The organism is bacterium, from assembly GCA_037147175.1.
GTDB lineage: Bacteria > Cyanobacteriota > Vampirovibrionia > Gastranaerophilales > UBA9971 > UBA9971.
Genome location: JBAWVS010000007.1, coordinates 18,402 through 42,655 on the forward strand (window position 1 = coordinate 18,402; position 24,254 = coordinate 42,655).

The 24,254-nt window shown below is 32.6% G+C and carries 23 protein-coding genes; 12 read left to right on the plus strand and 11 right to left on the minus strand.

The features are described from left to right. Positions 1–126: 126 nt before the first annotated feature. On the plus strand, positions 127–1,902 hold the full coding sequence (locus WCG23_02940; GenBank protein ID MEI8388821.1) for an ATP-binding protein: 1,776 nt from the start codon (positions 127–129) through the stop codon (positions 1,900–1,902). Here WCG23_02940 and WCG23_02945 read toward each other — a convergent pair. Genes WCG23_02945 through WCG23_02955 form a run of 3 tightly spaced genes read right to left on the minus strand, consistent with a single transcriptional unit; the run spans position 1,892 to position 3,747 of the window. Continuing rightward, positions 1,892–2,578, minus strand: a complete 687-nt coding sequence (locus tag WCG23_02945) for a response regulator transcription factor (GenBank protein ID MEI8388822.1) — start codon at positions 2,576–2,578, stop codon at positions 1,892–1,894. The two genes, WCG23_02940 and WCG23_02945, sit on opposite strands and share 11 nt — an antisense overlap. A gap of 40 nt (positions 2,579–2,618) precedes the next feature. Beyond that, positions 2,619–3,098 (minus strand): hypothetical protein, encoded by a 480-nt coding sequence (locus WCG23_02950; GenBank protein MEI8388823.1) that lies wholly within the window; start codon positions 3,096–3,098, stop codon positions 2,619–2,621. Beyond that, on the minus strand, positions 3,091–3,747 hold the full coding sequence (locus WCG23_02955) for a hypothetical protein (GenBank protein ID MEI8388824.1): 657 nt from the start codon (positions 3,745–3,747) through the stop codon (positions 3,091–3,093). The genes WCG23_02950 and WCG23_02955 overlap by 8 nt, the downstream gene beginning before the upstream one ends. A 529-nt stretch (positions 3,748–4,276) precedes the next feature. Here WCG23_02955 and WCG23_02960 point away from each other — a divergent pair. Continuing rightward, positions 4,277–5,092 (plus strand): lysophospholipid acyltransferase family protein, encoded by an 816-nt coding sequence (locus WCG23_02960; GenBank protein MEI8388825.1) that lies wholly within the window; start codon positions 4,277–4,279, stop codon positions 5,090–5,092. Positions 5,093–5,106: 14 nt separating this feature from the next. Here the strand turns inward: WCG23_02960 and WCG23_02965 are convergent, their stop codons facing one another. Both WCG23_02965 and WCG23_02970 read right to left on the minus strand, forming a co-directional pair. Further along, the gene (locus tag WCG23_02965; GenBank protein ID MEI8388826.1) at positions 5,107–6,390 is read right to left on the minus strand and encodes an FAD-dependent oxidoreductase; all 1,284 of its coding nucleotides are present in this window, start codon (positions 6,388–6,390) and stop codon (positions 5,107–5,109) included. A gap of 12 nt (positions 6,391–6,402) precedes the next feature. Further along, positions 6,403–7,287, minus strand: a complete 885-nt coding sequence (locus WCG23_02970; protein ID MEI8388827.1) for a SpoIID/LytB domain-containing protein — start codon at positions 7,285–7,287, stop codon at positions 6,403–6,405. Positions 7,288–7,528: 241 nt separating this feature from the next. Between WCG23_02970 and WCG23_02975 the strand changes: the two genes are divergently transcribed. From WCG23_02975 to WCG23_02990, 4 genes are all read left to right on the plus strand, one after another. Then, positions 7,529–8,122, plus strand: a complete 594-nt coding sequence (locus WCG23_02975; GenBank protein ID MEI8388828.1) for a hypothetical protein — start codon at positions 7,529–7,531, stop codon at positions 8,120–8,122. Between the two features lie 149 nt (positions 8,123–8,271). Next, positions 8,272–9,360 (plus strand): MnmC family methyltransferase, encoded by a 1,089-nt coding sequence (locus tag WCG23_02980; protein ID MEI8388829.1) that lies wholly within the window; start codon positions 8,272–8,274, stop codon positions 9,358–9,360. Between the two features lie 48 nt (positions 9,361–9,408). Further along, entirely contained in the window at positions 9,409–10,467 is a 1,059-nt protein-coding gene (ispG, locus tag WCG23_02985) for a flavodoxin-dependent (E)-4-hydroxy-3-methylbut-2-enyl-diphosphate synthase (protein ID MEI8388830.1), read from the plus strand. A 165-nt stretch (positions 10,468–10,632) separates the two neighbouring features. Then, the gene (locus WCG23_02990; protein ID MEI8388831.1) at positions 10,633–13,182 is read left to right on the plus strand and encodes an AAA family ATPase; all 2,550 of its coding nucleotides are present in this window, start codon (positions 10,633–10,635) and stop codon (positions 13,180–13,182) included. A gap of 45 nt (positions 13,183–13,227) precedes the next feature. Here the strand turns inward: WCG23_02990 and WCG23_02995 are convergent, their stop codons facing one another. The 4 genes from WCG23_02995 to WCG23_03010 form a co-directional block, all read right to left on the minus strand. Beyond that, the gene (locus WCG23_02995) at positions 13,228–14,145 is read right to left on the minus strand and encodes a hypothetical protein (protein ID MEI8388832.1); all 918 of its coding nucleotides are present in this window, start codon (positions 14,143–14,145) and stop codon (positions 13,228–13,230) included. A gap of 64 nt (positions 14,146–14,209) precedes the next feature. After that, positions 14,210–15,073: a pantoate--beta-alanine ligase gene (panC, locus tag WCG23_03000; protein ID MEI8388833.1), complete on the minus strand. Its 864-nt coding sequence runs from the start codon at positions 15,071–15,073 to the stop codon at positions 14,210–14,212. Further along, the gene (panB, locus tag WCG23_03005) at positions 15,057–15,908 is read right to left on the minus strand and encodes a 3-methyl-2-oxobutanoate hydroxymethyltransferase (protein MEI8388834.1); all 852 of its coding nucleotides are present in this window, start codon (positions 15,906–15,908) and stop codon (positions 15,057–15,059) included. Before panB ends, panC begins: the two co-directional genes overlap by 17 nt. Before the next feature lie 11 nt (positions 15,909–15,919). Beyond that, positions 15,920–17,248 carry a gluconeogenesis factor YvcK family protein gene (locus tag WCG23_03010; protein MEI8388835.1) on the minus strand — a complete coding sequence of 443 codons (1,329 nt, stop codon included), beginning with the start codon at positions 17,246–17,248 and terminating at the stop codon, positions 15,920–15,922. A 243-nt stretch (positions 17,249–17,491) separates the two neighbouring features. Here WCG23_03010 and WCG23_03015 point away from each other — a divergent pair, with 243 nt between their 5' ends. Continuing rightward, complete coding sequence (locus WCG23_03015) at positions 17,492–18,973, plus strand: hypothetical protein (protein MEI8388836.1); 1,482 nt, start codon at positions 17,492–17,494, stop codon at positions 18,971–18,973. 11 nt (positions 18,974–18,984) lie between these two features. Here WCG23_03015 and tmk read toward each other — a convergent pair whose 3' ends face one another. Next, positions 18,985–19,599, minus strand: coding sequence for a dTMP kinase (gene tmk, locus WCG23_03020; protein ID MEI8388837.1), 615 nt, complete (start codon positions 19,597–19,599; stop codon positions 18,985–18,987). A 216-nt stretch (positions 19,600–19,815) separates the two neighbouring features. Here tmk and WCG23_03025 point away from each other — a divergent pair, with 216 nt between their 5' ends. The 4 genes from WCG23_03025 to rfbA are packed head-to-tail and all read left to right on the plus strand — an operon-like array spanning position 19,816 to position 22,498. Then, positions 19,816–20,403 carry a CDP-alcohol phosphatidyltransferase family protein gene (locus WCG23_03025; protein ID MEI8388838.1) on the plus strand — a complete coding sequence of 196 codons (588 nt, stop codon included), beginning with the start codon at positions 19,816–19,818 and terminating at the stop codon, positions 20,401–20,403. Positions 20,404–20,405: 2 nt separating this feature from the next. Then, positions 20,406–20,867 carry a tRNA (cytidine(34)-2'-O)-methyltransferase gene (locus tag WCG23_03030; protein ID MEI8388839.1) on the plus strand — a complete coding sequence of 154 codons (462 nt, stop codon included), beginning with the start codon at positions 20,406–20,408 and terminating at the stop codon, positions 20,865–20,867. 17 nt (positions 20,868–20,884) lie between these two features. Continuing rightward, a complete protein-coding gene (locus WCG23_03035; protein MEI8388840.1) occupies positions 20,885–21,568 on the plus strand; it encodes a hypothetical protein in 684 nt (227 codons plus the stop codon). Between the two features lie 48 nt (positions 21,569–21,616). Continuing rightward, on the plus strand, positions 21,617–22,498 hold the full coding sequence (gene rfbA, locus WCG23_03040; protein ID MEI8388841.1) for a glucose-1-phosphate thymidylyltransferase RfbA: 882 nt from the start codon (positions 21,617–21,619) through the stop codon (positions 22,496–22,498). Here the strand turns inward: rfbA and WCG23_03045 are convergent. Further along, positions 22,495–23,097 carry a hypothetical protein gene (locus WCG23_03045; protein MEI8388842.1) on the minus strand — a complete coding sequence of 201 codons (603 nt, stop codon included), beginning with the start codon at positions 23,095–23,097 and terminating at the stop codon, positions 22,495–22,497. The genes rfbA and WCG23_03045 overlap by 4 nt on opposite strands. 333 nt (positions 23,098–23,430) lie before the next feature. On the opposite strand from WCG23_03045, the gene WCG23_03050 reads away from it, so the two are divergent. Continuing rightward, positions 23,431–24,231 (plus strand): HDOD domain-containing protein, encoded by an 801-nt coding sequence (locus WCG23_03050; GenBank protein MEI8388843.1) that lies wholly within the window; start codon positions 23,431–23,433, stop codon positions 24,229–24,231. The last annotated feature ends 23 nt before the right edge of the window (positions 24,232–24,254 follow it).

Sequence of the window (24,254 nt, forward strand, 5' to 3'; positions counted from 1 at the left end):
GGATTGACTGCTATTTTTTAAAAAGAAAAAATGCAGTTAGCTGTACTAAAACAATAAAATTCTTCTAAAAAATCTGTATAATAACATTAATTAATAACCCATAACTAAACCAAAAGGAATAACTAATTGAAAAAACGATTGTTCGGGCAATTTTTCCCATCATATTTAATAATTATAATTATCATGCTTTTAATGAGTGTTTTCTTAACCTCAAAAATTTTAAAAGAATTTTATTTTGATCAGATTAAAACCGATTTAAAAACAAGAGCCTTTTTAATAGAAGAGCAGGTAAACAAACGCCTTTCTCCTGCAAATGCCGAATATTTAAATAATTTATGCAAGAACCTTGACCAAAAAACTTCAATGAGAGTTACGATAATACTTCCTTCAGGCAAGGTTATTGCTGATTCGGAAGAAAATCCTTCCATGATGGATAATCACAAAGACCGTCCTGAAATCATTAAAGCACTTGCCGGTCAAACTGGGGATTCTGTGCGATACAGTCATACTTTAAGAAAAAACATGATGTATGTTGCTATACCTGTTAAAGAAAATCAAAAAATAACAGGATTTTTAAGAGTTGCGCTGCCTTTATTATTCATAGATAAAGTGCTTAAGGTTATTTATCTCAAGATTCTTGCTGAGGGACTAATTGCAGCTTTTATAGCTGTTTTTATAAGCTTTTTTATAGCCGGACGAATAAGCAAGCCGCTCGAAGACTTAGGGCTGGGAGCAATGCAATTTGCAAAAGGGGATTTGAAATACAGACTTTCCATCCCTAAAACTAAAGAAATAGGCGAACTTGCTATAGCGATGAATGAAATGGCAAATCAATTAGACAGTAAAATAACTCTTATTACGCAGCAAAGCAACGAGCTTGAGGTTATTCTGGCGAGTCTGGAAGAAGGTGTTATCGCAATAGATATAAACGAAAGAATTATAAAATTAAATCAGGCAGCTGCAAAGTTAATAGGCGGCAATTTGTCGGATATTCAAAATCATAAAATACAAGAAGTAATAAAAAATTCCGACTTGAACGAATTTATTGCAAAGTCTCTTTCTACAAAATATCATGTGCAGGAAGAAATTATTTTCTACACTCAGGATAAAGAATGTATTATTCAGGCTTACAGTACGGCTCTTCAAAACACTGAAGGCTCAAACATTGGTGCTTTAATAGTATTAAATGACATAACCAAACTTAAAAAACTGGAAAATATAAGGCGTGACTTTATTGCCAATGTTTCTCATGAACTCAGAACCCCTATTACCTCAATTAAAGGTTATACAGAAACATTAATTGACGGAGCATTGGAAAATAGAGAAAAAGCAGAACAATTTATTAATACTATTTTAAATCAGGCAAATCGTCTTAATAGCATTATTGAAGACCTTTTAAGCCTTTCAAGGCTGGAGCAGGAATCAAAAGAAAGTGAGCTGGTTACTGAAGAAAGTAAAATAATTGATATTATAAAATCCGCAATTCAGTTGTGTTCAATAAAAGCTGAATCAGCAAAAGTAGAAACAGAATTTTCATGTCCTGAAGATATCAGGATGTCGGTTAATTCTTCACTGATAGAGCAGGTCATAGTAAATCTGGTTGATAATGCAATTAAATACAGTCCTGAAGGAAATAAAGTATTAATCGAAGCATTATCAAAAAACAACGAACTTATTATTAAAGTTACAGATAATGGATGCGGTATCCCCAAAGAGCATTTGCCACGGATATTTGAAAGATTTTACAGAGTTGATAAAGCAAGAAGCAGAAAATTGGGAGGCACTGGCTTAGGTTTGGCTATCGTTAAACATATTTGTCAGGCCCATGGAGGCTATGCAAAAGTAGACAGTACCCTTGGCATAGGCAGCTCTTTTTCAATACATCTGCCGCTTATTCCTTAAATCTATATCCGACGCCTCTTACAGTTTCGATATAATGTTCGCATTTATCAAGTTTTTTGCGCAAACCTACCATTAAAACATCTACAGACCTGTCTGTAACTTCATAATCATCGCCTTTTATTTGATCTATAATTTGATAACGAGTTAGAACACGACCGGATTGAGATGCAAGCAAATGAAGAGCCTTAAATTCTCCATTAGTAAGTTTCAGATGTGTATTGTTCAGCAAAACCTCATATTTAGCAGGATTAATTGATAATTCGTGTATCATTATAATTGAATTATTATCATATTTTTCATCAATTTTTCTTCTTAATACCGCTTTTATTCTGGAAATAAGAATCTTAGGACTGAAAGGTTTTGTTACATAGTCATCAACACCATATTCAAAACCTTTTATTATTGTTTCTTCTTCGCCTCTAGCCGTAAGCATTATTATCGGAACTTTATTTGTTTTTTCGGAATTTTTTAGCCTTTTACAAACTTCCATACCGTCAATACCCGGGAGCATAAGATCAAGAAGAATTAAGTCAGGCGAGGTTTTAAAAATATTTTCTAAAGCCTCTTCTCCTGAAGAATAAACAGTTGTATTATATCCATTTTTTATAAGATTGTATTCGATTAATTCTTGAATATCTTCTTCATCTTCAATAATTATAATATTTTGTTTTGACATTTAATTTTCCTTTTTAATTAAGATTATTATAAAGGCATATTTAATCTTTATACATATTTTTTCTCACATAAGTAGTTAAAGGCGTAACAATAAGAGGAGTAATAATTCTTTTTGCAAGAAGAACGCTTCCAAAGAGTGTTGTAAGGATTCTAAAATTATTTTTAACTACTTTGCTTGGATTAAGAGGCATATTTGTGATTTTTCTTGATACTTTTAACAGATATTCCTGCGTATTATTATTTAGTAGGATTGATCCCGAGCTAATCTGCACAAGTGCCTCTACTACGCCATTTGTCAATTTATAGGCCTGAAGATATTTTTTGTTTTGTTTATCTATCTTTTCATTTTTCCCGAATTGGACATAATCGACTACTTTTGAATAAAAATCCACTGCAACAGATGCACCTAATAGTATTTTTGCATCATACATTCCATTAGCAACTCTTTTGGAAATATGTTTTCGAGTAGCTATAGAAACTGGCTTCAGTATGTTATTAATGTTGTTAATTTTATTAGGCATAAAGTTTATCTTTTGATTTAAGTTTTAATTTGGGCAAATCTTTATCTTTTTTAATTATTTTTGGAAGAATTTCATTCAACAGAATTCCCGCTAAAGGTATTGTTAGTACAGTAAGAAATAATGCAAAAATACCTTTGAGTTTACTTAAGTTTTTACTTCCGTTTTTCTTAGCAGGATTAAAGAAGTTTCCGAGTTCCTTGTCTACAAAGTTACCAAGAGTACCTTTTTTTGCCTGATGATCCAGCACTTTTCCTGCTGCAAAACTTGTCGTTATAGCAGTTACAAAAGAGAAAAATGCCTGCACAGGATGTAAAATTGCGGAATTTCTTATAGCATCTTTTTTTTCATCTGTAAAAGGAGCAATAGCAAATACCATTAACGGTGAAATTATTGCTTTTCCTGAATAGTTGATTAAATTAGATGAATTATGTCCTATTTCTTTTTCTAAAACACTGTCATACGTTTTAAGAAAATTCAGCCAGGTTTTTCTTAAAAATCCTGGCTGAACATCTAATTTATTTAATTTTGCAGCTCCAAAGCTGTTTTTTTGCAAATTACATATAGCTTCAATCGTAGCGGAAGTTCGTTTCCTCTTTGTATCTTTATGAATGTGAGCACTTATATAACTATTACAAGAAGGTATCAACATAATTTTATTAAACACCCTTTATTTATCTCAAACAAAAACAAATATTAACTTTATTACTAATAAGTTAAATAAACTTTGTTAGTAATTTATTAGAATTATGTTAATATTTGTTTTGATTTTCAGGAAAGAAAACAAAAATAAAAATTGTACTAAAGCATAAGTGCTAAATGATTTATTAGGTAGCCAAAATTTAGGCCTATACAATATATTACCAAGCCTAAAAAGAAAAGGTTGCAAATTATATTAAAACAAAATTGCTTTTTTTAATTAAATATCATTATTGTCCAACTGTATTTGCATAAAATCCGCTTGTCCATAAATTTCCACCACATAAAAATTGTTTAATTTCTTTATGTCTTGAAAACAATTCCTTCGCTGTTAATTTTTGGACTCACAATAATAACCAATTCAAATTTTTTTATAGAAAAATTTATCATTAATCATATACAAAAAGGTAATGATTAAAATTCAAATTATGTTCAAAATAATAAAAAAAGTATAATTAATTTTTTATTATTTTAAGGTAATCATGAAAGTTAACAAGACAACGGTTGCGGATGCAACTAAAAAGCTTGAAAAATCAAAATTGGTTGATAAACCTCAAATCCCTGCCGATAAAAATCCTCATTGGGCAAAAATCATTGAGCCATGGGTATATTGGCTGATTGAGCATAACTTTTCTTCAGTGAGGATAAAAAATAAAGAAAACTATAATCGCGGAAATCCAAATTATGCAAACCTTTTATACAGCAATCACAGTTGTTTTCATGACGGTCAGGTTGCTTATTATATATGCAGAAAAGCTTTTGATGCTAATTTTTATTTAATGATTCAAGAATTGTACAAATTGCCTATACTTTCAAAAATAGGAGGCTTTTCTGTTGAAAAAAATTCACCTCTGGAAGCTTTAAAATCAATAAATTATGCTTCAAATTTGCTTTCTGACAAACAAACAATGCTATGGATTTTTCCGCAAGGGAGAGTCATGCCGCCTGACTTTAGACCTATAAAGTTCGAAAGCGGATTAACTTATATAACCAGCAAGGTTAAAGGTGTCAACTTAATTCCTGTATCCATCAGGTACACTTTTTTAAGAGATGTAAAACCCGAAATATTTGCTGAAATTGGAGAACCTATAGAAATAAATAACGGTATTAATAATAAAAAAGAATTTACTCGTTTTCTTGAAGAAGATTTAACTAATATTGCTGATGCGCAAATAAATAAAATTACTCAAGGTGATTTAAATGGGTATGAATATATTTACCAGAGTAAATTGCCAATATTTAAAAGATTAGAACCTTTTTTGAAATATATTTTTTTTGATAAAAGATATTTAAATTGAAATAATAAATTTAACTAAGATTTTATCTTTTCAGCAATGTATTTTCCTGCATACTCACCCATTGACCAGCAGTTTGGTTGAATCCTGATAGAAGCCTGCGCTTTAAAAGTTGCAGAAATACACCTTCCAACGACTAAAAGGTTCTCTATTTTTTCAGGAATAAGGGATTCTAATGGGATTTCGTAATATTGATCAGGCGCAAGGTGTTTTAGTTCATTTTTACCTTTTTCTTTAGCGTGAATATCAACAGGATAATTTGATTGAGCAACCGGTTTATTGCATTTTTTAGCACTTAAAATATCATCTTCTGTCAATTTATATAAACCGTTTATTCTTCTTGAATCCCTGATTCCAAGCTGTGGGGCTATTTGGCTAATATAAGCTTCCTCAAATCCTGTCAGGTATTTTTTACAAAACTCAGCGATTCTTCTAATTTGCTTTCTGCCTTGTTTATACGCATAAGATAGATCTTCAGGGTCTAGCGGATCCAGTTCATGTTTTGCAGAAATTCTCGGACAGTTTAAAGCAATACTGTTTTTTTGCCCGGGTATAGAAAAAACTTGAAAATAAGCTGCATCTTCGTCTTTAAGCAGACCTTCTCTAACGGCAGATCCAAAAAATGGTCTTAATTTCCATCCAAGATTGTCCCACGTGTGCGCTGTCGTTAATAAAATAGTATCATAATCGTGATAATCGATTGCTGTAACACTGCTGTCAGGGTCTAATTCCGTAAGCCATTGAGAAAAAGCGTCTAAGTTCACATTTGTCATAATAAATCTTAAACTCATTGTCTGATGTTCTTTACTCTCGAAAGAAACACCTGCAAAAGCTGCTAAATCCGCATCACCTGTTGCATCTACATAATATTTAGCCTCAAATTCTGATTTTCCGCCTTTATTAAAGCATTTGACTGATTTAATATTATTATTCTCAATTTCAGTGCCTATAACTACAGTATCAAAAAGAGTCACCACTTTATTTTCATCGCAAAAATCATCCAGTACACACTTTAACATTTCGGGATTAAACCATCCGGGATTTCCGTCATTAAATTTAGCGCTATTACCTGTTTTAGCAAGCCTGTCTAATACTTCTAAAACAATTCCCTGCGTAAGATTTTTGCCTGCGTCAGTTATATTTTTCATCATAGGAGTAACAAGCGCTGCTGTCGCTGTACCTCCCAGAAAACTGTTTTTTTCGATTATTAAAACTTTGCAACCTGCTCTTGCGGCTGAAATTGCTGCTGCGACTCCTGATGTACCACCACCTGCTACAATTAAATCGTATTTTTTATTCATAATTGACCTCTATTAGTACTGAAGTGAGTACAGTCTTACGTTCTGGTAAAAATATCCTAGTATCTGGTATGCGCTATAACCTGCATTAGCCAATATATTTGCTCCATTCTGGGACATGCCTATTCCGTGTCCATTTTTAGGGATACCCTCATCATAGGCTTCTACAGCTCTTATAAACGGTAAGTCTTTACCCCATACTGCACCGGAAGGCAATGTATGACCTCCTGAACTAGCATGATAATAGGCGGGTATCACTTTATTTCCATAAACAAGTACCTGTCCTCTTGTCGCTTTTACAATTTCATTAGTTTTAATTGTTTCGGCAGAAGCGCCTTTATAAACCTGATCCTGAGTTGTATCATTTACATCAAAGCCATAACGCGCTCTTTTTCCCATATTTGCAACAGCAAAGCTTCTTGCCGCTATAGCCTGTGCTTTCAAAGCTTCTGTATTCCAACGTGCAGGCATTTCTGAAGGGACAACTCCCTGAATATAACTTTCAAGATCTACTTCATTAACCAATATCAGACCATTTCCCGTATTATATACAAGAAAACTCCCTCTGTACCAGCGTTTTTTTGCATAAACAAGACCATCAGTCCCGTTTGGTTTTATTGTTACTGCATTAGAATTTAGCTGGAAATTTTTTCCACCTGTGGAAATTATCATGCCATTTCCGTTTTTAGAAAGGCTATAAGGTTTCATTTGGTCAATAGCCATAAGATTTTGGCCTGATTGTGCATCAGAAAGCATACCACCTTTGGACCCACCAAAGACGACCTCATTTACACCGTTATATAATCCGACTTTAAAGGCTTTTGCAGGTCTAACATTGTTTGTAAATGCTAAAACCAGCAAAAACATAATGATTATTATTTTGTATATTTGTTTGTTCATATTATTCAGCCATATATTAAAGTCTATTAATTATAGTCCTGAGAGATTTAATATTCATCAATTATTAATATGAATATACCCGCAAATTTTAAATATTAATCTGTTCATGTGAAATATTGAAAAAAAAATTTATAAACAAAAAATTAATTCTTCAGGGCAATAAACTTAATGTTAATTTAACTTAAATTATTATACTAATTCTCAATTAAGACAAATTCTTATGTGAAATAGGGAGATTTTTATGATTAAAATATTATCAATATTATTTTGTTTGCTGATTTTTGCTTCACTTCCTGTATTTTCACAAAATATTGAATTAAATAACAAGCAAAATGCAAATACTTCATCCAACGTCAAAAATATTGACTGCACAGATTATCCTGTTGTAAGCGGCTTAGAACGAAAAGCTTTCGGAAGTACATTTCTGAATGAAAATATATATAATAGGGTAAACAGGCTTGAAAACGAAATACTGGGAACAACATTTCCACAGGAAGCTCTATGTGACAGGATTGATAGGATAGCTAAAGCAGCAGCCAGCTCTGAGACTTACGCAAATAGTGATACATCTCCACAACAGTCAGTATATCAAACAACATTGAACTCTGCTATGCAAAGCATGTCAAATAGTTTCAGTAGCAATAGTTCGTGCAACAACCAATTTAACTCAACTCAAAATACATCAGCACTCCAAAAGGTACTTAATTTTGCCATGCCGTTTATTAACGGATCAAATACTAATTGGAATAATTCATTTTACAATCCAAACTTTTCAGATAATTATAGCGGTATTCAAAATTCAAGTTTTGGAGCCGGAGTCAAAATACTTCACTAGATAAATAATTGCATCAACAATGATTGATGCAACAAATACATATTCTGTAAAGATTTTATTGCCAATGCAATTATTGCCTAAGCAACTATCAATAAACTTTTATCTGGTATTATTATTTATAAAATAATCTAAGATTTGGGGTGAGTATTTTGGAATTTGTTCCCGTACATAGCGAAAGTCAAAATAAAAACGATATAACAAAAGCAACTGAGCAGCTTGAACTCATTCCTATTACTACAGAAGACGGAACTGTCAGTCTGTATAATTTTACTATAAATGACGTGTATCACAGCAAAATTGGAGCTTACACCGAAGCTTTATATAAATATACTGTGCCTTCCGGTATTTTGGAATTTGTAAAACATAACAATGAAGTCAAAATTCTAGATATTTGTTTTGGATTAGGTTACAACAGTAAAGTTGCGGTTTCAGAAATTTTTAAAATTAATCCCGAATGTAAAATTACAATTAACGCTCTTGAAATCGATCCAAAAGTTCTGGCGCTATCATGTATTTTATTTAACCAAACAGACAATAATTTTATAGAGAAAGCATTTTTTGATGCAATTAGTAAACAAATAAATGTAGTCGCTGTACTTGAGGAATACACAAATAATGTCCTCAAATACAGCCCTAATTTGACCGAAATATTACCGTCCTGCTATAAAAGTATTGACGCGGTCGAAATAAAACAGAAATTACATAATATATATTATCGGACTATATCGTCTAGAAATAGTAGAGGGCTTAAAACTAATCCTTTAAAAGATTTATTGACTATTAATATTTTTACGGAAGATGCAAGAAAGGCAATAAAGCTTATCAACACCGAACATGACTATATTTTTCACGATCCTTTTACCCCTTCAAAAGCTCCTGTTCTGTGGACAGTGGATTTTTTCAATGAATTATTCAGAATTTTATCTCCGAACGGAAACTTGACAACTTACAGTTCATCAGCTCCTGTCAGGGCTGGACTAATTGAAGCAGGATTTTTTGTAGGCAGAACTGAACCTGTAGGAAAAAAAACTTCCGGAACTATTGCATACAAAAACATTGAGCTTCTTAAAAACTTCTTAACTTCTAAAGAAAAGGGGCTCTTGGAAACAAATGCGGGAATTCCTTATTATGACGAAAATCTTATCAACTCTTCTGAATCAATCTTAAAAAATAGAGAGTTAATACAAAAAAACTCTGATCGGGTTTCATCAAGTAAATTTTTGAAGTCATTCTTATAACTTTTGTTATGATAAACTTATGTTAAGAAAGCTTGTAGTGATATAAAAATGAAGAAAAGAAGAGTTTCAAAAAAAATCAGAATAGGTAATGTTGAAATAGGAGGAGATTCCTCTATTTCTATACAATCTATGTGTACAACCGACACTAGAGACACGCATGCCACTATTGAACAAATCCACAAGCTTACTGATGCAGGTTGTGAACTTGTCAGAGTAGCGGTATTAAATAAAGAAGCGGCAGAGTCCATTGGTGAAATAAAAAAACATATTAAAATCCCACTTATTGCAGACATTCATTTTGACTACAGGCTTGCACTGGAGGCTATAAATCAAGATATAGATGCCTTAAGGCTAAATCCGGGAAATATCGGAAACAAAGAAAACATTGAAAAAGTGGTTAAAGCCGCAAAAGAAAGAGAGATTCCTATAAGAATCGGGATAAATGCAGGCTCACTTGAAAAAAATTTAAGTGATAATCACGATAAAATCCATAAAAATCTGGTTAAAAGTGCGTTAAAACACGTAAACATACTTGAAAACCTTGATTTTGATCTTATCAAAATCTCCCTAAAAGCAAGTGATGTGCCTACAATGATTAAAGCTTACAAAAAAATATCTAAAAAAGTTGATTATCCGCTTCATCTTGGAGTAACCGAGGCAGGAACTATAAAAACAGGTTTAATAAAATCATCAATCGGCATTGGAGTGCTCTTAAATCAAGGCATAGGGGATACTATCAGGGTTTCGCTTACAGAAGACCCTGTAGAAGAAGTTTATGCGGCATGGGAAATTCTAAAAGCACTTAATATACGAAAAAAAGGGCTGAATTTAATTAGTTGTCCAACCTGCGGAAGATGTGAAGTTAATCTTATCGAACTTGCAAAACAGGTGGAAGAAAAATTCAGAAATATAGACAAACCTTTAACAATAGCGGTTATGGGCTGTCATGTTAACGGGCCGGGTGAAGCAAAATCAGCAGATATTGGCATCGCATGCGCAAAAAAAGAATCTTATATTTTCAAAAAAGGCGAAATTATAAAAAAAATCCCTTTTGAAGACGCATTACAGACTTTAGAAGAAGAAGTAAAATCTTTATTAAGTCCCTAAATTATAATATTAAGATATGTTAAATTTAATTTGGTATACCGTAAATCATTGATGCTATTGATTTTAAGTCTAATTGTGTAAAATTAATTTTAAATTCAACTATCAACTTTTTTTTTGAGCAGTTTTAAATTTAATAGTCGAGTATTATTTGAGGGATCAAGGTAGATGAAAATAAACAATTTAAACAAAATTCAATTTGTAGCGCCAATTAATTCTGATGACAAAACAACTAAATCTGTTTTAAATAATAATATTATTTGTAATAACCAGACTTTTGACAGAAAAATGCCAAGCTTGCATAACTTGAAAGCTAACTATCTTGTGAGTTTTGGAGTAGAACGATCATTTAATCGACCTGAAGTAGGTTCGAGAAAAAATGAAGAAAAATATTTAAACATACCATTTTATGAAAAAAATGCAAATGATCTGGCAATATTGCTTGGTCCTGACAAGGATGCAATTTTGACTTATGACGATAAAACTGCTTTACCGGAGTTGTCATTTCATAGATTTGCAAGCAATGTAAAAAACGGCAATTATAGAAAACAAGGCTTTCAACCTGATACAAATATAGTAATTTTTAGTCCAACAGACTGGATACGTATAAATAAAGATCCTGAAGTTGCTTTAAGAACTGCAATAAACAAACTTCCAGATCCCGAAGCAAAAACTGTTGTCCTTATAAAGGATATGAGAACATATTTAGAATATACAGTTGGAAATAAAGATGCACATTCTCTTTATTCAGGTAAATTTTTAGGTGATAATGTCCAAATTGTTGGATTGATGGATAATTCTTCCTATCAAGAAATAAAAGAATCAAGTTCAATTAAAAAGGATATTAATTTCCTTAAATTGTTCGGAACAGTGAATTTAAGTGTTCCCGGAGAAACTGAAACAAAAGAAATACTAAAAAAACAGGGCAAAATATTAAATACTATTATAAAAAGATACGAACCTACAAAAGTTACTATATCCGATAATGCTATTGATAAAGCTGTTGATTTGTCAGCTCAAAAAATTGGCGGAGAGTTCCCCGGAAAAGCTTTGAATGTAATAGATTTAGTAATTTCAGCAAAAGTTAATGAAGTGAAACAAAAAAATCCTAATAACCCAATAAGCGTCAATAGTTCAGACGTTACAAGATTTTTCGAAAAACATTATGGTATTTTAGAATCACTTGTTGACAAAAATTCTCAATTTAAAAAAGTAGAAATTCCTAAAACAAGATTTTCAGATGTAGGCGGTGCTTCAGACGTAAAAGAAATTCTTAAAGACGGAATTTTAGCTTATATAAAAAATCCTAAAGAATATTTAAAACACAATACAAAAGCGCCTAAAGGCACATTATTTTACGGTGGTCCGGGCACAGGAAAGACATTATTAGCAAGAGCACTTGCAGGAGAAGCAGGAGTGCCTTTCTTTAACGCCACAGGCAGTGATTTCGTAGAAGTATACGTTGGAAAAGGAGCTGCAAGGGTTAGAGAATTGTTCAGAGAAGCCAAAAAAGCTGCTGAAAGTTCTGATAAGAAAACTGCAATTATCTTTATAGACGAGATTGACGCTGTTGCAAAAAAACGTGGTAATGGTGAAGGTGGAGGAGCTCAAGAGCATGATAATACATTAAATGCGCTTCTTGCTGAAATGGACGGATATAATAAAGACTCCAAAACACATGTTATCGTTATTGGTGCTACAAACCGTAAAGATATTCTTGATCCGGCTATTCTGCGTCCGGGAAGATTTGATGATTCTCTTGAAGTCCCAAATCCGACAAGGAACACAAATAGCAGGCTTGAAATATTAAAAATACATACTAAAAATGCACCGTTTAAAGATGCAGCTGATAAAGAGAAAATAATAAACGAAGCTGCAATAATATCAGCAGGATTGAGCGGAGCAGAATTAGCTGATATGGTAAGCAAGGCAGCAAAGGTAGCAACTAAAAGAGAAAATGATAAATTTATTACTCATAATGACTTAATAGAAGGATATCTTCAAGTAAAAGCAGGTCCTATTAAGCATTCGGACGAATCTGACTTAATTAAAACTGTAACTGTTGCACATGAATGCGGACATGCAAGCACCGGTATAATTCTTAATCATATACTTAAACAGGATATATCATTTATTACTCAGCAGGAAAGAGGCAATTTTCTGGGAGCTGTTTTCTATAAACCGGGTAAAGATATGGGTCAGCCAAACTTTGATTCAGTTATTGCTTCTGCTGCAATGAGTTATGCAGGCGGCATAGCAGAAAGCAGATTTCAAAGCGGCGGACATGATGCAGGTGTTTCTGGTGACCTCAGTAATGCTACAGAATTAATAGAAAAGGCTGTTGAAAATTGGGGATTAGGACCTAATGTAGGTTTTACAAAGGTAACTGACAAGAATCGAGATTTATATAAAACTGAAATTAAAGATGATGTTAGGCTATTTACAAAAACCGCAGAAAAAATATCTAGATTAATTACTGACTATAACCGAGATTTTATAAGCAAGTATGTAGTCGACTATAAAGCTAATATTGGTAAAGCAGGGAAAACACTGTCAGGTGAAGAATTTAAGAAACTTCACGATGAATGGCTAAAAAAATCAGGTAAAGATAAAGAAGAGCCGCTATTGCAACAAAAAATCAGTATCTTAATAGATTCTGCAAGAAACGGCAAAATACTAACTGATGAAGAATTAGATAACAAAATTAAAAATAAATAATAAAAAAAGCGGGTAATTGATTTCAGTCATTACCCGCTTTTAGTTTTAATCAAATTTTAATTTAAAAACATCAATTTGCTTATCGTTCATTAAATAAATCCCTCTTGAATAAAGCTTTATATTATTATTTTCCGATAAGGTAAGCCTGTTTTGCAAAAGTTCGCTTACAAGAATGTCTCTCGGATTGCAAAGATTCAGGATTTTAGAAGTTATTTCAATATCCACAGAAGTGCTTGCATCACTGAAACTGCAATGACAGGCGATTTTGTAGTCAAATTTTATATTTAAATCTTGCATACCTTTATTAACTTCTTCAACACGTTCTTTGAAAAAAAGTAAAAATGCTATGAATTTATTTATATCTGTAAATATATAACTGTTAAGATTATTTATTCCGCCGACATTTCCATAAGTTTTGCCTGAATACTTTTTATAAGCATTTAGCAGTGAATTTTCATAAGCTTCAACGAGACCGCTAGAGAAAAAATCAGAATCTTCTTTTTTTATAAGATATGAGTCTGTTGGTTGGTTTCTAACTAATTTTAATATTACATAAACAGTATTGTTTTTTTGTATTTCATTTATAAAATTTTGTTTTTCTTCCTGTTTTTTTCTTAGCTTCTCTTTTTCTTTTAATTTTAATTTCATTTTATCTACAATTCGATCAACAAAGTTTAAAATATGTCCGATTAAAGTAAACATAAACGCTATGACTAAAACAACTCCTGCGAAAAATAATATAGTGTAATTAATAGTAAAATTATTATCATACGTGACACTATATTGAATATAACTTCTAAATGGAGCTACAAGAGGATCTATATATTCACTTAAAATAGCTACAAAAGGCTTAACAATATCGAGATTAACAAGTGTTAATGTCCAATATAAAATAACAACAGGAATTAAAATAAATAAAATTCCTTCAATTAACTTAAATAAACCTTTAATAAATTTAATCAATATCTAACCCCAGCTATAGATGACATAATATTCAGTTTAACAATTTTTTTAATAAATGTATAGATTAAATTAATAAATTATCAATTAATCTTACTGTTCCTACTTTTGCGGCTATAGCAACAAGGGTATTTGTTTTCAATAAATCAATCGATTTTAGGTTATTTGCATCTAAAATTTCAAAATATTCAAGTTCTGCCTCAGAACTAAGAAATTGTAAAGCATTATTAATAACCTCTTTTCTTGAAGTTATTCCTGCCTTGTAATCATCTTGAACTTTTCTTAAAACTTTCGACAAAGTAAGAGCTGTTATTCTCTCACTATCAGACAAATAAGCATTTCTTGAGCTGCATGCTAGACCATCAGTGTCTCTAATTATAGGACAACCAATAATTTCAATCGGAATATTTAAATCTCTGACAATTTTTTTGATAATTATGAGCTGTTGAGCGTCTTTTTGTCCGAAATAAGCTTTGTCAGACTGAACAATGTTAAAAAGTTTTAGAACTATAGTTGTTACACCGTCAAAATGCCCTATTCTTGATTTTCCGCATAATTTGTCCTGATAAGAAGAAGGCGAAACAACTTTTGTTAAATCTTTCATTTCAAAATCGGCTTCAGGATAAATTTCTTGGGGTGTCGGTGCAAAAATAAAATCCACATTATTTTTTGAACATAATTTTTTGTCAGCTTCAATTTGTCTTGGGTATTTGTCGTAATCTTCGTTAGGACCAAACTGAATAGGATTAACAAAAATACTGACAACAACCCTGTCGCATTGCTCGCGCGCTTTTTTTATAAGGCTTTCATGCCCGATATGAAGAGCACCCATCGTTGGAACAAAGCCTATTACAAGATTTTGGCTTTTCCACTCTTTTATAATTTCTCTTAAACTATTAATTTCTGTTAGTATTTCAGTTGATGTTTTCAAGTTTATCTCTTTCTTTTTTATCAAGGCTGAAAACTTCCTGTTCTGAGGGGAATTTTTCAGAAATTACATCTTCTATATATGAAGAAACAGCTTTTTTTGTTATTTCGCAAATATTAGCATATTTTCTGGCAAATTTTGGAGTAAAGTCTTGATATTTGCCCAAAATATCGTCTATTACAAGAATTTGACCCGAACAATATTTGCCTGCTCCAATCCCGATTGTTGGGATAGAAAGTTTTTCTGTTATATACTTTGCAGATTCTTCAGGAACCATTTCCAGCACTAATCCGAAAGCTCCTGCTTTTTCTATTTCTTTTGCCTGCTCGAGTATCTTTTTTGTTGCTTCAAAATTTTTTCCCTGAACCTTAAACCCGCCCAGTGTCTGCAAAAATTGCGGTGTAAAGCCCAGATGTGCCAGTACCGGAATGCCGGCTTCGACAGATTTTTTTATACAATTAATTATATGCTCGGATCCGCCTTCATATTTTACTGCATTAGCCCCTGCTTCTTTAATAAAACGTCCTGCATTAAATAAAGCTGTCTTTTCATCAACTTGATAACTCATAAAAGGCATATCAGCAACAACCATTGAAGTTTTTACTGCTCTTGTAACAGCTTTTGTGTGGTGCAGCATCTCTTCCATCGTTATCGATAGAGTATTCGGATGCCCTAATGCAACCATCGCAAGAGAATCCCCAACAAGTACAATATCTATTCCGATTTCATCCAGTGCTTTTGCTGTAGAGTAGTCATAAGCAGTTAATGCAGTGATTTTTCTGCCTGATTTCTTGTATTTCAATAATTTATTTACTGTAACAGGTTTTATATCAGTCATATTGCCAAACTCTAGTCATTTTGCTCTTCATAGTATTCACAAGTTTCATCGGCAGAATTTTTATCAGACCCTTTATACCAACTGTAAATTATTTTTGTAATTCTTTGCGCACTGTGGCGAACATAACCTTCTTTATTTTCTTCTGTTAATCGTCTGATTAATACTTTTAGTCCGAGATCTTTAACTTTATCTAAATCATATTGAACAGGAAATGAGTTTGCTACTTTGTACTTATTTGCCAGATTTTCAGGCAAAGTGTCATTTATGAGCACAGTATCAATAATATTTTCGTGTTTTGAGTGATCAAGAATTGCTTTTACATGATCATACACGCTATATCCGTCTGTTTCACCGGGTTGGGTCATTATATTACATATATATATTTTCTTGGCAGTCGATCTTGAGACGGCTTCGGTTATTTCAGAGATTAAAAGATTAGGGATTACACTTGTATAAAGGCTGCCCGGCCCCATTATAATAATGTCAGCTTCTTCTATAGCATAAATTACATCATCTAGAGCTTTTAAGTTTTCCGGCGTAGCTCCTAACCTTTTTATTTTTCCTCCTGCATCAGGAATATTTGATTCCCCGTAGACTATGCGTCCATCTTCCAATTCCGCATAAAGCTTCATATCATCCAGAGTAGAAGGCAGTACTCGTCCTCTTATCGCAAGAACTTTTGAAGATTCTTTGACGGCAGAAACCATATCGCCGGTAATTGCACACAAAGCAGTCAGAAAAAGATTTCCGAAGCTATGTCCTTCTAAGCCATGACCGTTTACAAATCTATATTGAAACAACTCTGTAACGAGATTTTCTTCATTAGCAAGAGCCGCAATGCAGTTTCTTATATCACCGGGAGGCAAAACGCCCATTTCTTCTCGTAATCTGCCAGAACTTCCACCGTCATCACCGACAGTAACAACGGCTGTTAAGTTTCCTGTTATATGTTTTAAGCCTTTTAGTATAGTATTTAGCCCTGTACCGCCGCCTATTGTGACAATTTTTGGTCCTCTATTAAGTTTTCTTTTGAGATAAAGATTTTGAAGAAGATGCGCACTGGGGTCTATAGCGTTTATTATCGTGTTGTTTACTCTTTTCCATCCCAAAATATAGATCATAAGACCGATTAAAATAGCAAAACCACCGGTATAGTTTGTTGGAAGTTGTATTGCTATTGTTTTAATAAATTCCATAAACTGATGAATAGGGTGCAGGTCAAGCAAAATTGCTATCCCTATAATAAGAAAAACTGTTCCGCTAAACATTAAAAACAGCCATCTCTTTATCTCAAGTCCCGGTAAAAACCAGGCTAAAAAATCGGGTTTGTCGTTTCTCATTTTATAACTCAATTCTGAATATCATATATTTTATCTTTAAAATAATGATTACCTACGAATTATCTTACATTTTTCTGATTAAATCAGCACATATATACATAATAGTTACATATTGAAATAAAAAAACTAGCTTAATATATCTTAATAAATTCCTTTTTAAAAAGCAATTATTTTAGATATATTGTTTTTATATATATATAAGATAATAAAATAATATTTGTTATATAAAATTAAGGAGAACAAATGAGCATTCAGAACCTTTACAATTCAAACTACCTTAACAATTCCGGCTCTTATCAAAGTTATGCTTATGCGCAGGCAGGAATGTTTGGTTTTCAACAACAATCCACTGTTTTTGGAAATTGTCTACCTCAGCAAGCACAACAAGGCAGACATCCACATCATCAACGTCATCAGCATCCTCATCACCCTCAACAGCAAGCTAATAATGCAAACCAAAATATGTCTTCACCTCTTAATTCACTATTACCAATGTTACTTAGCTTATTAGGAAATAATCAAAACTGCCAAAGACCAGGTTATCCTCAAGGTTATCCTCAACAATATGCCAACCAAGGTGGCAACCAAAATTCATTATTAAGCGGATTAGCTTCATTATTTAGCGGACTTGGCTCAACTCAACAAGGTTATTCCCCATATCAAGCCAACTATGGCAATGCAAATAACGGATTTGGCGGATTTGGCGGATTCAACCCAACACAATCATATTCGCCTCTCCAAGGTAATTTCGGTTTTGCAAATAATGGATGCGGTAATACAAATAACGGATTTGGCTCTGCATTCAACGGATTTGGCGGAACACAAGGCTTTCAAGGTGATTTCAGTAATTCAAGTTTTGGATTAGCTTTATTATACGGAGAATTTAATTCATCACAACAAAATTATCCAACATTTCAAGGTAATTACGGAAATATAAGTAATCATCATAATGCTTGCTCAAACAGCTATACAGAAAATGCATGGCCTCCAATTACACAACAAAACGATTACGCAGAATCTAACCAAGAAGCAACCATACCTCCTATGTGTTCACATCATGATGCCGTAGGATGCAGACCTACAGATATTGAAACAAATATCAGCGATACATCTGTCTGGGGCGATCCTCACTATCAAGCAAAAGGTTCCGACGGTACTACTGACATTAACTTTACTCATAACGGTACTACAGGCGATACATATAACGTATTTCAAGGCGACGGATATGAAGTAGACGGAAAATACGGATTAGCCGGCAATGACGTAAACAAAATATTAGACGCAAATATTAAAGACGGCAATGATTTGATTAATTACAATGTAAATGGAGAAACATCAATCAACGGAAAAAAATTAAATGATGGAGAAACAATAACACTGGCAGACGGAACAAAAATTAGCCAAAAAGGTACAAATATGACAATGGATACCAAAGATGGTAATTCTTCAATAGGTTTCAGAAATAATGATGGTATCTGCCTTGATCCTACAGGAAAATTCACCAACATCGGCGGTATACTCGGAACAGCAATAGCTCAAAATAAAAATCTAACAGAAGAAGAAGCAAATAAATTCGATATTACAAACACCAAAACAGCTGCTTCAGACGCAAAAACAACTGCTGCCGATACAAAAGCAACCGCTGCTGATACAAAAGCTGCCAAGAAAAAAGAAACTACAAAAAAAGAAACTACAAAAAAGGACACAGCTACCACAAAAGCTTAACAAATAAGATTTTATAAATAATTTTCTAAAATCTTAATCACATCAATATAGACATTTTCAATTTCCTGATTTGCGTCAATTACCTTGATTCTGTCAGGAAATTGTTTTGCTAATTCAAGAAATCCGAACCTTACTTTCTGATGAAACTCTTTTGCTTCTGACTCAAGTCTGTCTTTTGTTGTACCGACACGAGTTTGAGCAACATCTGTACTTACATCAAAAACAAATGTTAAATCAGGCAAATATGACTTAGTGACTATATTATTCAACATTATTATTTCTTCTATATCCAAACCCCTTGCATAACCTTGATATGCAACAGAAGAATCTATGTATCTGTCACATAAAACGACTTTGCCTTCATTAAGTGCAGGGATGATTTTTTGATCCACATGCTGCGCTCTGTCAGCTAAATATAGAAATAATTCGCATTTATCAGCAATTTTACCTTCGTGATGAAGTAAAATCTCTCTTATCTTTACACCAAGAGGTGTGCCGCCAGGATCTCTCGTTGAAACAACTTCATAACCTTTTTTTTGAAGAAAATCGGCAGTCATTTTAAGTTGAGTTGACTTTCCTGAGCCGTCCGCCCCTTCGAAAGTTATAAATAATCCTTTTTTAATCACTCATTTATTCCTTTTCATATCATATATTTAATCATAATTGATAAAGGTTTATTGTCTACACTTAAAAAGATTGCTTTAGCAATAATTGTCTAACTAACAAAGTAATATACAAATTAGACAATTCCATTTTTTGAGATAAAATTAATGATATATCTGGACATTGCTGTTTGAAGCAGGCTGGTTCAGGAGGACAAAGAAAAATGGAGAAACGGGAAATTGGCTAATTTTATTTCAATATTAAGAACAATTCTGGCATTTGTGGTTATAGCAATGCTTTTTATTAAAGGTGATAAAGTTTATTGGTCTGCTTTCGGATTAACTATTATTGTAATCTGGATGGACGGACTTGACGGATATATTGCCAGAAAATTCAATGAATGTTCAAAATTTGGAGCGCTTCTGGACATATTAAGCGACAGAATTGTTGAAAATGTTTTCTGGATATCCTTTGCTGTATTAGGATGGATTGGCTTATGGATTCCTCTAGTGGTCATGACAAGAGGAATTATCACAGACAGCTTGAGAAGTCTTGCCCTTGAACAGGGATATACGGCTTTTGGCTCAACCACAATGATGACAAACAAAATCGGAAAGTTTATTGTAGCTTCAAATTTTTGCAGATTTACGTATGCTGTTTGCAAAGCCGTTGCATTTGCTCTTTTGATTGCTGCTCACGTGCCTGCTGATTACCCTTATAAGTCAGTTGTAAGTCTTATTGCTTATGCAAGTGTTTATATTTCGGTGTTCTTTTGCGTTGCTAGAGGAATCCCCGTAATTATTGAAAGTAAAAGATTTTTAAAATAACAATGAATAAAAACGCTTTTAATATTGTTTTATATGAACCTCAAATTCCGCAAAACACTGGAAATATTGCAAGACTGTGTGCATGTACGGGAAGTTCTCTTTTTTTAGTCGGCAAATTGGGTTTTCATATAACTGACAGGCATGTTAAAAGAGCAGGTCTTGATTATTGGGACTCTGTAGACATCAATACAGTTTCAACACTTGCTGAATTGCAGGAAAATTTCCCAGATAATAATTTTTATTTTTTAAGTACGAAAGCCTCCAAAAAATATACCGAAATATCCTATAAAAAAGGAGATTTTTTAGTTTTTGGCAGTGAAACTAAAGGATTGCCCGAAGAAATTGTTTTCAACAACATAGATAACAGTCTGACAATACCTATGATAGATAACCAGAGAAGTCTTAATCTCTCAAATTCTGTTTCTATAGTAGTTTATGAAGCTTTAAGACAAATTAATTTCTAAATCAGGAAAAAATTAACATGCTAAAAACAAAAAAACCTTTTAAACTCTTAATAAATATTTTTAAAGATAATTTTCGGCTTATAGTATTTGCTGTATGTATTTTGGCGGTGGTTGCCTTAATTTCATACCAGATGACCAGGTTTACTTTTCATGATTATGCCCCGAACCTTCTGGCAGAGATCACAGGTATGTTTTTGAGCAATATTTTCACTTTGCTTATTATTGATCAATATTACAGAATACAAAAAGAAAAAGAATATTCAAAAACACTAAAAGAGCTTAAACATAAATTAAAATATTTGTTTCATGTTTATAAAAAGCATTTCGGATCAGTATTTGAAATTGAAAAGGCTCTCAGTAACACAGATTTTTCAAAAAAACTTTTAAATAAAATTCATTTAATTCAACAAGAAAAAGTAGATTTAAGTTCGAGCCTGGAGAAATTTGAATTTATTAATTCGTTAGAAGAAATGGGAAACATTTTACAATCAATAATTCATGTTATTAATATTTTACCGAGTGATTTTGAAATCAAAGATTTTCTTGTTTCTTTTGAAAAATTACAAACGACATTTTTGTTGTTAAAAAGGCATCTTACCAATTTAGAAGACTTAAATCATCCGATTTTTATAAATGATATTAAGTACATAGCAGAACAATTTTTAGTAATCAGCATTAATGAAAATTTTAAAGATATATAATATGATAATATATAAAATAAATTATATTTAACTGAAAGAGGAAGAAATATGAAAGGAATAATTCTGGCAGGAGGAAAAGGAACACGGCTTTTTCCGGTAACTCAAACAGTATGCAAGCAGCTTCTTCCGGTTTACGATAAACCAATGATTTATTATCCACTTTCTGTCCTTATGCTTGCAGGAATAAAAGAAGTTTTAATCATCTCTACTCCGGAAGCAACTCCTATGTTTGAAAGTCTTCTTAAAGACGGCTCACAAATAGGAATTTCTATTTCATACAAAATTCAGCCTTCTCCTGACGGACTTGCGCAGGCCTTTATTCTTGGAGAAGACTTTATAGGCAATGATAATGTCGCACTTGTTCTTGGAGATAATATATTTTACGGTCAGGGCTTTTCCGGCATGCTTAAAAATGCAGCTCAAAGAACTGAAGGAGCTACGGTTTTTGGCTATAAAGTAAAAGATCCACATAGATTCGGCGTTGTAGAATTTGATAAAACAGGAAAAGTCTTTTCTCTTGAAGAAAAACCTGAAAATCCCAAATCTGATTTTGCAGTAACAGGTCTATATTTTTACGATAATAAAGTTGTTGAATATGCAAAATCGTTAAAACCTTCGCCGAGAGGGGAAATAGAAATTACTGATTTAAATAACGTTTACCTTAATAACGGGGATTTGAACGTGGAACTGCTTGGTAGAGGATTTGCCTGGCTTGATACTGGAACTCATGAATCCCTGCTTCAGGCATCGCATTACATAGAGACAATCGAAAAAAATCAGGGAGTAAAAGTTGCCTGTCTTGAAGAAATAGCATATTTAAAGGGATTTATCAACAGAGAGCAGCTTTTAAAACAGGTTGAATATTACAAAGCCAGTGATTACGGGGTTTATTTGAAAAATATTATTTCACCAGATTACGTTAATGCCTAGTAATACTTACTTTTTGGCAAATTAATCCTGAAATTTGTGGCAAAAGTAACGGTTTTCCCGGGGCTTGCAAGAAAATCAATCCCGATGGGACCTTTTGAAAAGCCTAATACAGGTACAATCAAAGGGGTTATTCCCCCGATATTGAATTCATAACGCTGATATCCGCGCATTGCCAATAATTTATAGTTTAAATCCATATTTACGCCGGCTGGCAGTTCTTTTTCAAATATTTTTCTTGTAATTCCAGCATAATATGTCTGGGAATGGTAACTGTTATTGTAAGTTCCCAATGTATATCCGTTTAAATCAACACCCACAAGCTTATTTGATTCATTCATCTCTGCTCTGTCTTTTCGGGTATGGTAACTGAACATTAATAGATCTAAAGAATTTTGAGAGGGTACTCCTTTTACAAAGTCCCAGCTGTTTTTTAAAAATTGTTTATCTTTTAGTTTTTTATTCGTTTCAATATTTAGCTTGATAATATCAAATTTGCCGCTGCTGATACTTGTGCTATTATCTTCCGGCAGTAAATCCTTTGCGAATACAGATAATGGGTAAAATATAATTATTAATAATAAAAAAAATATTTTTTTCATTTCATCTTTACTCTTCGTTAATCAAAATCAAATTTATTATAAGACAAAAAATTAATAAAATTTAAAAATATTTTTATTAATAAATTTAAACTTTTTATTTGATAATTTGGCATTTTCACTATATTAATAGTAATATATAAGAATAAAATCGAGTAATAATTTTAAGTAATAGATAAAAAAATCTTTATGTCTTTTTATCAATCTGAGGTAAAGTAGAATAATACCAATATTATTGAATCATGAGATGTTTAGTTTTACTTAACATAACAGTTAAATCCCCAGTTATTAAATTAAAAAATAAAGTTTACCCCAAGATTCAAGGCTTGAAATAAAATGACTAAAACCATAAAAGAAATAATTGATGGTACCACAGGGATTCCTTCTATGCCACAGGTTGTGTCGGAATCACTTAACTTAATTGAAAACCCGAATTCAAGCATAAAACAGCTGGGGAACATCATTTCTAAAGACATAGCTATTACTACACAGCTATTAAAGCTTGTAAATTCAGCATATTATGGTTTTCCTACCCAAATAACAACTATTGATAAAGCTATGGCTCTTTTGGGTTTTACTACTATCAGAAGTATAGTGCTTAGCGTGGGATTAAAACCCATGTTGATGACAAACAGCGGGAAATTGTTATGGGAACATTCCATAAGGACTGCTGTAGCCTGCCAAATGTTAAGCAAAAGTCTTGGTGGTGTTGATCCTGATGAAGCTTTCGTCATGGGATTACTTCATGATGTCGGAAAAGCCGTTATGGAAGGTGCTAACAAAGATGCAATAAAAGAAATAACAAGGCTTACCAGTCTTGGTGCAGATATATTACAGGCTGAAAAAATGTTTTTTGGTTTCACTCATACAGAATTAGGCAGAGAACTTGTTGTAAGATGGAAATTACCACAAATTATAGGTACAGCCATCAGGTACCACCATAATCCTCTGGCATCAGAAAACAAAGCCCATTCATGTCTTGTATATGTTGCTGACAGAATTTGCAGAGAACCGCTTAAATATCCTATATTAGACCCTGATATAATTGACTCATTCGATTTCGAAATACAAGATCCAATGGAATTAAGAGAAAAAGTTTTTGAAGCTGCTAATCACATTATAACAGCTCTTTCATAAGTCCAGTTCTTTAGAAAAACACT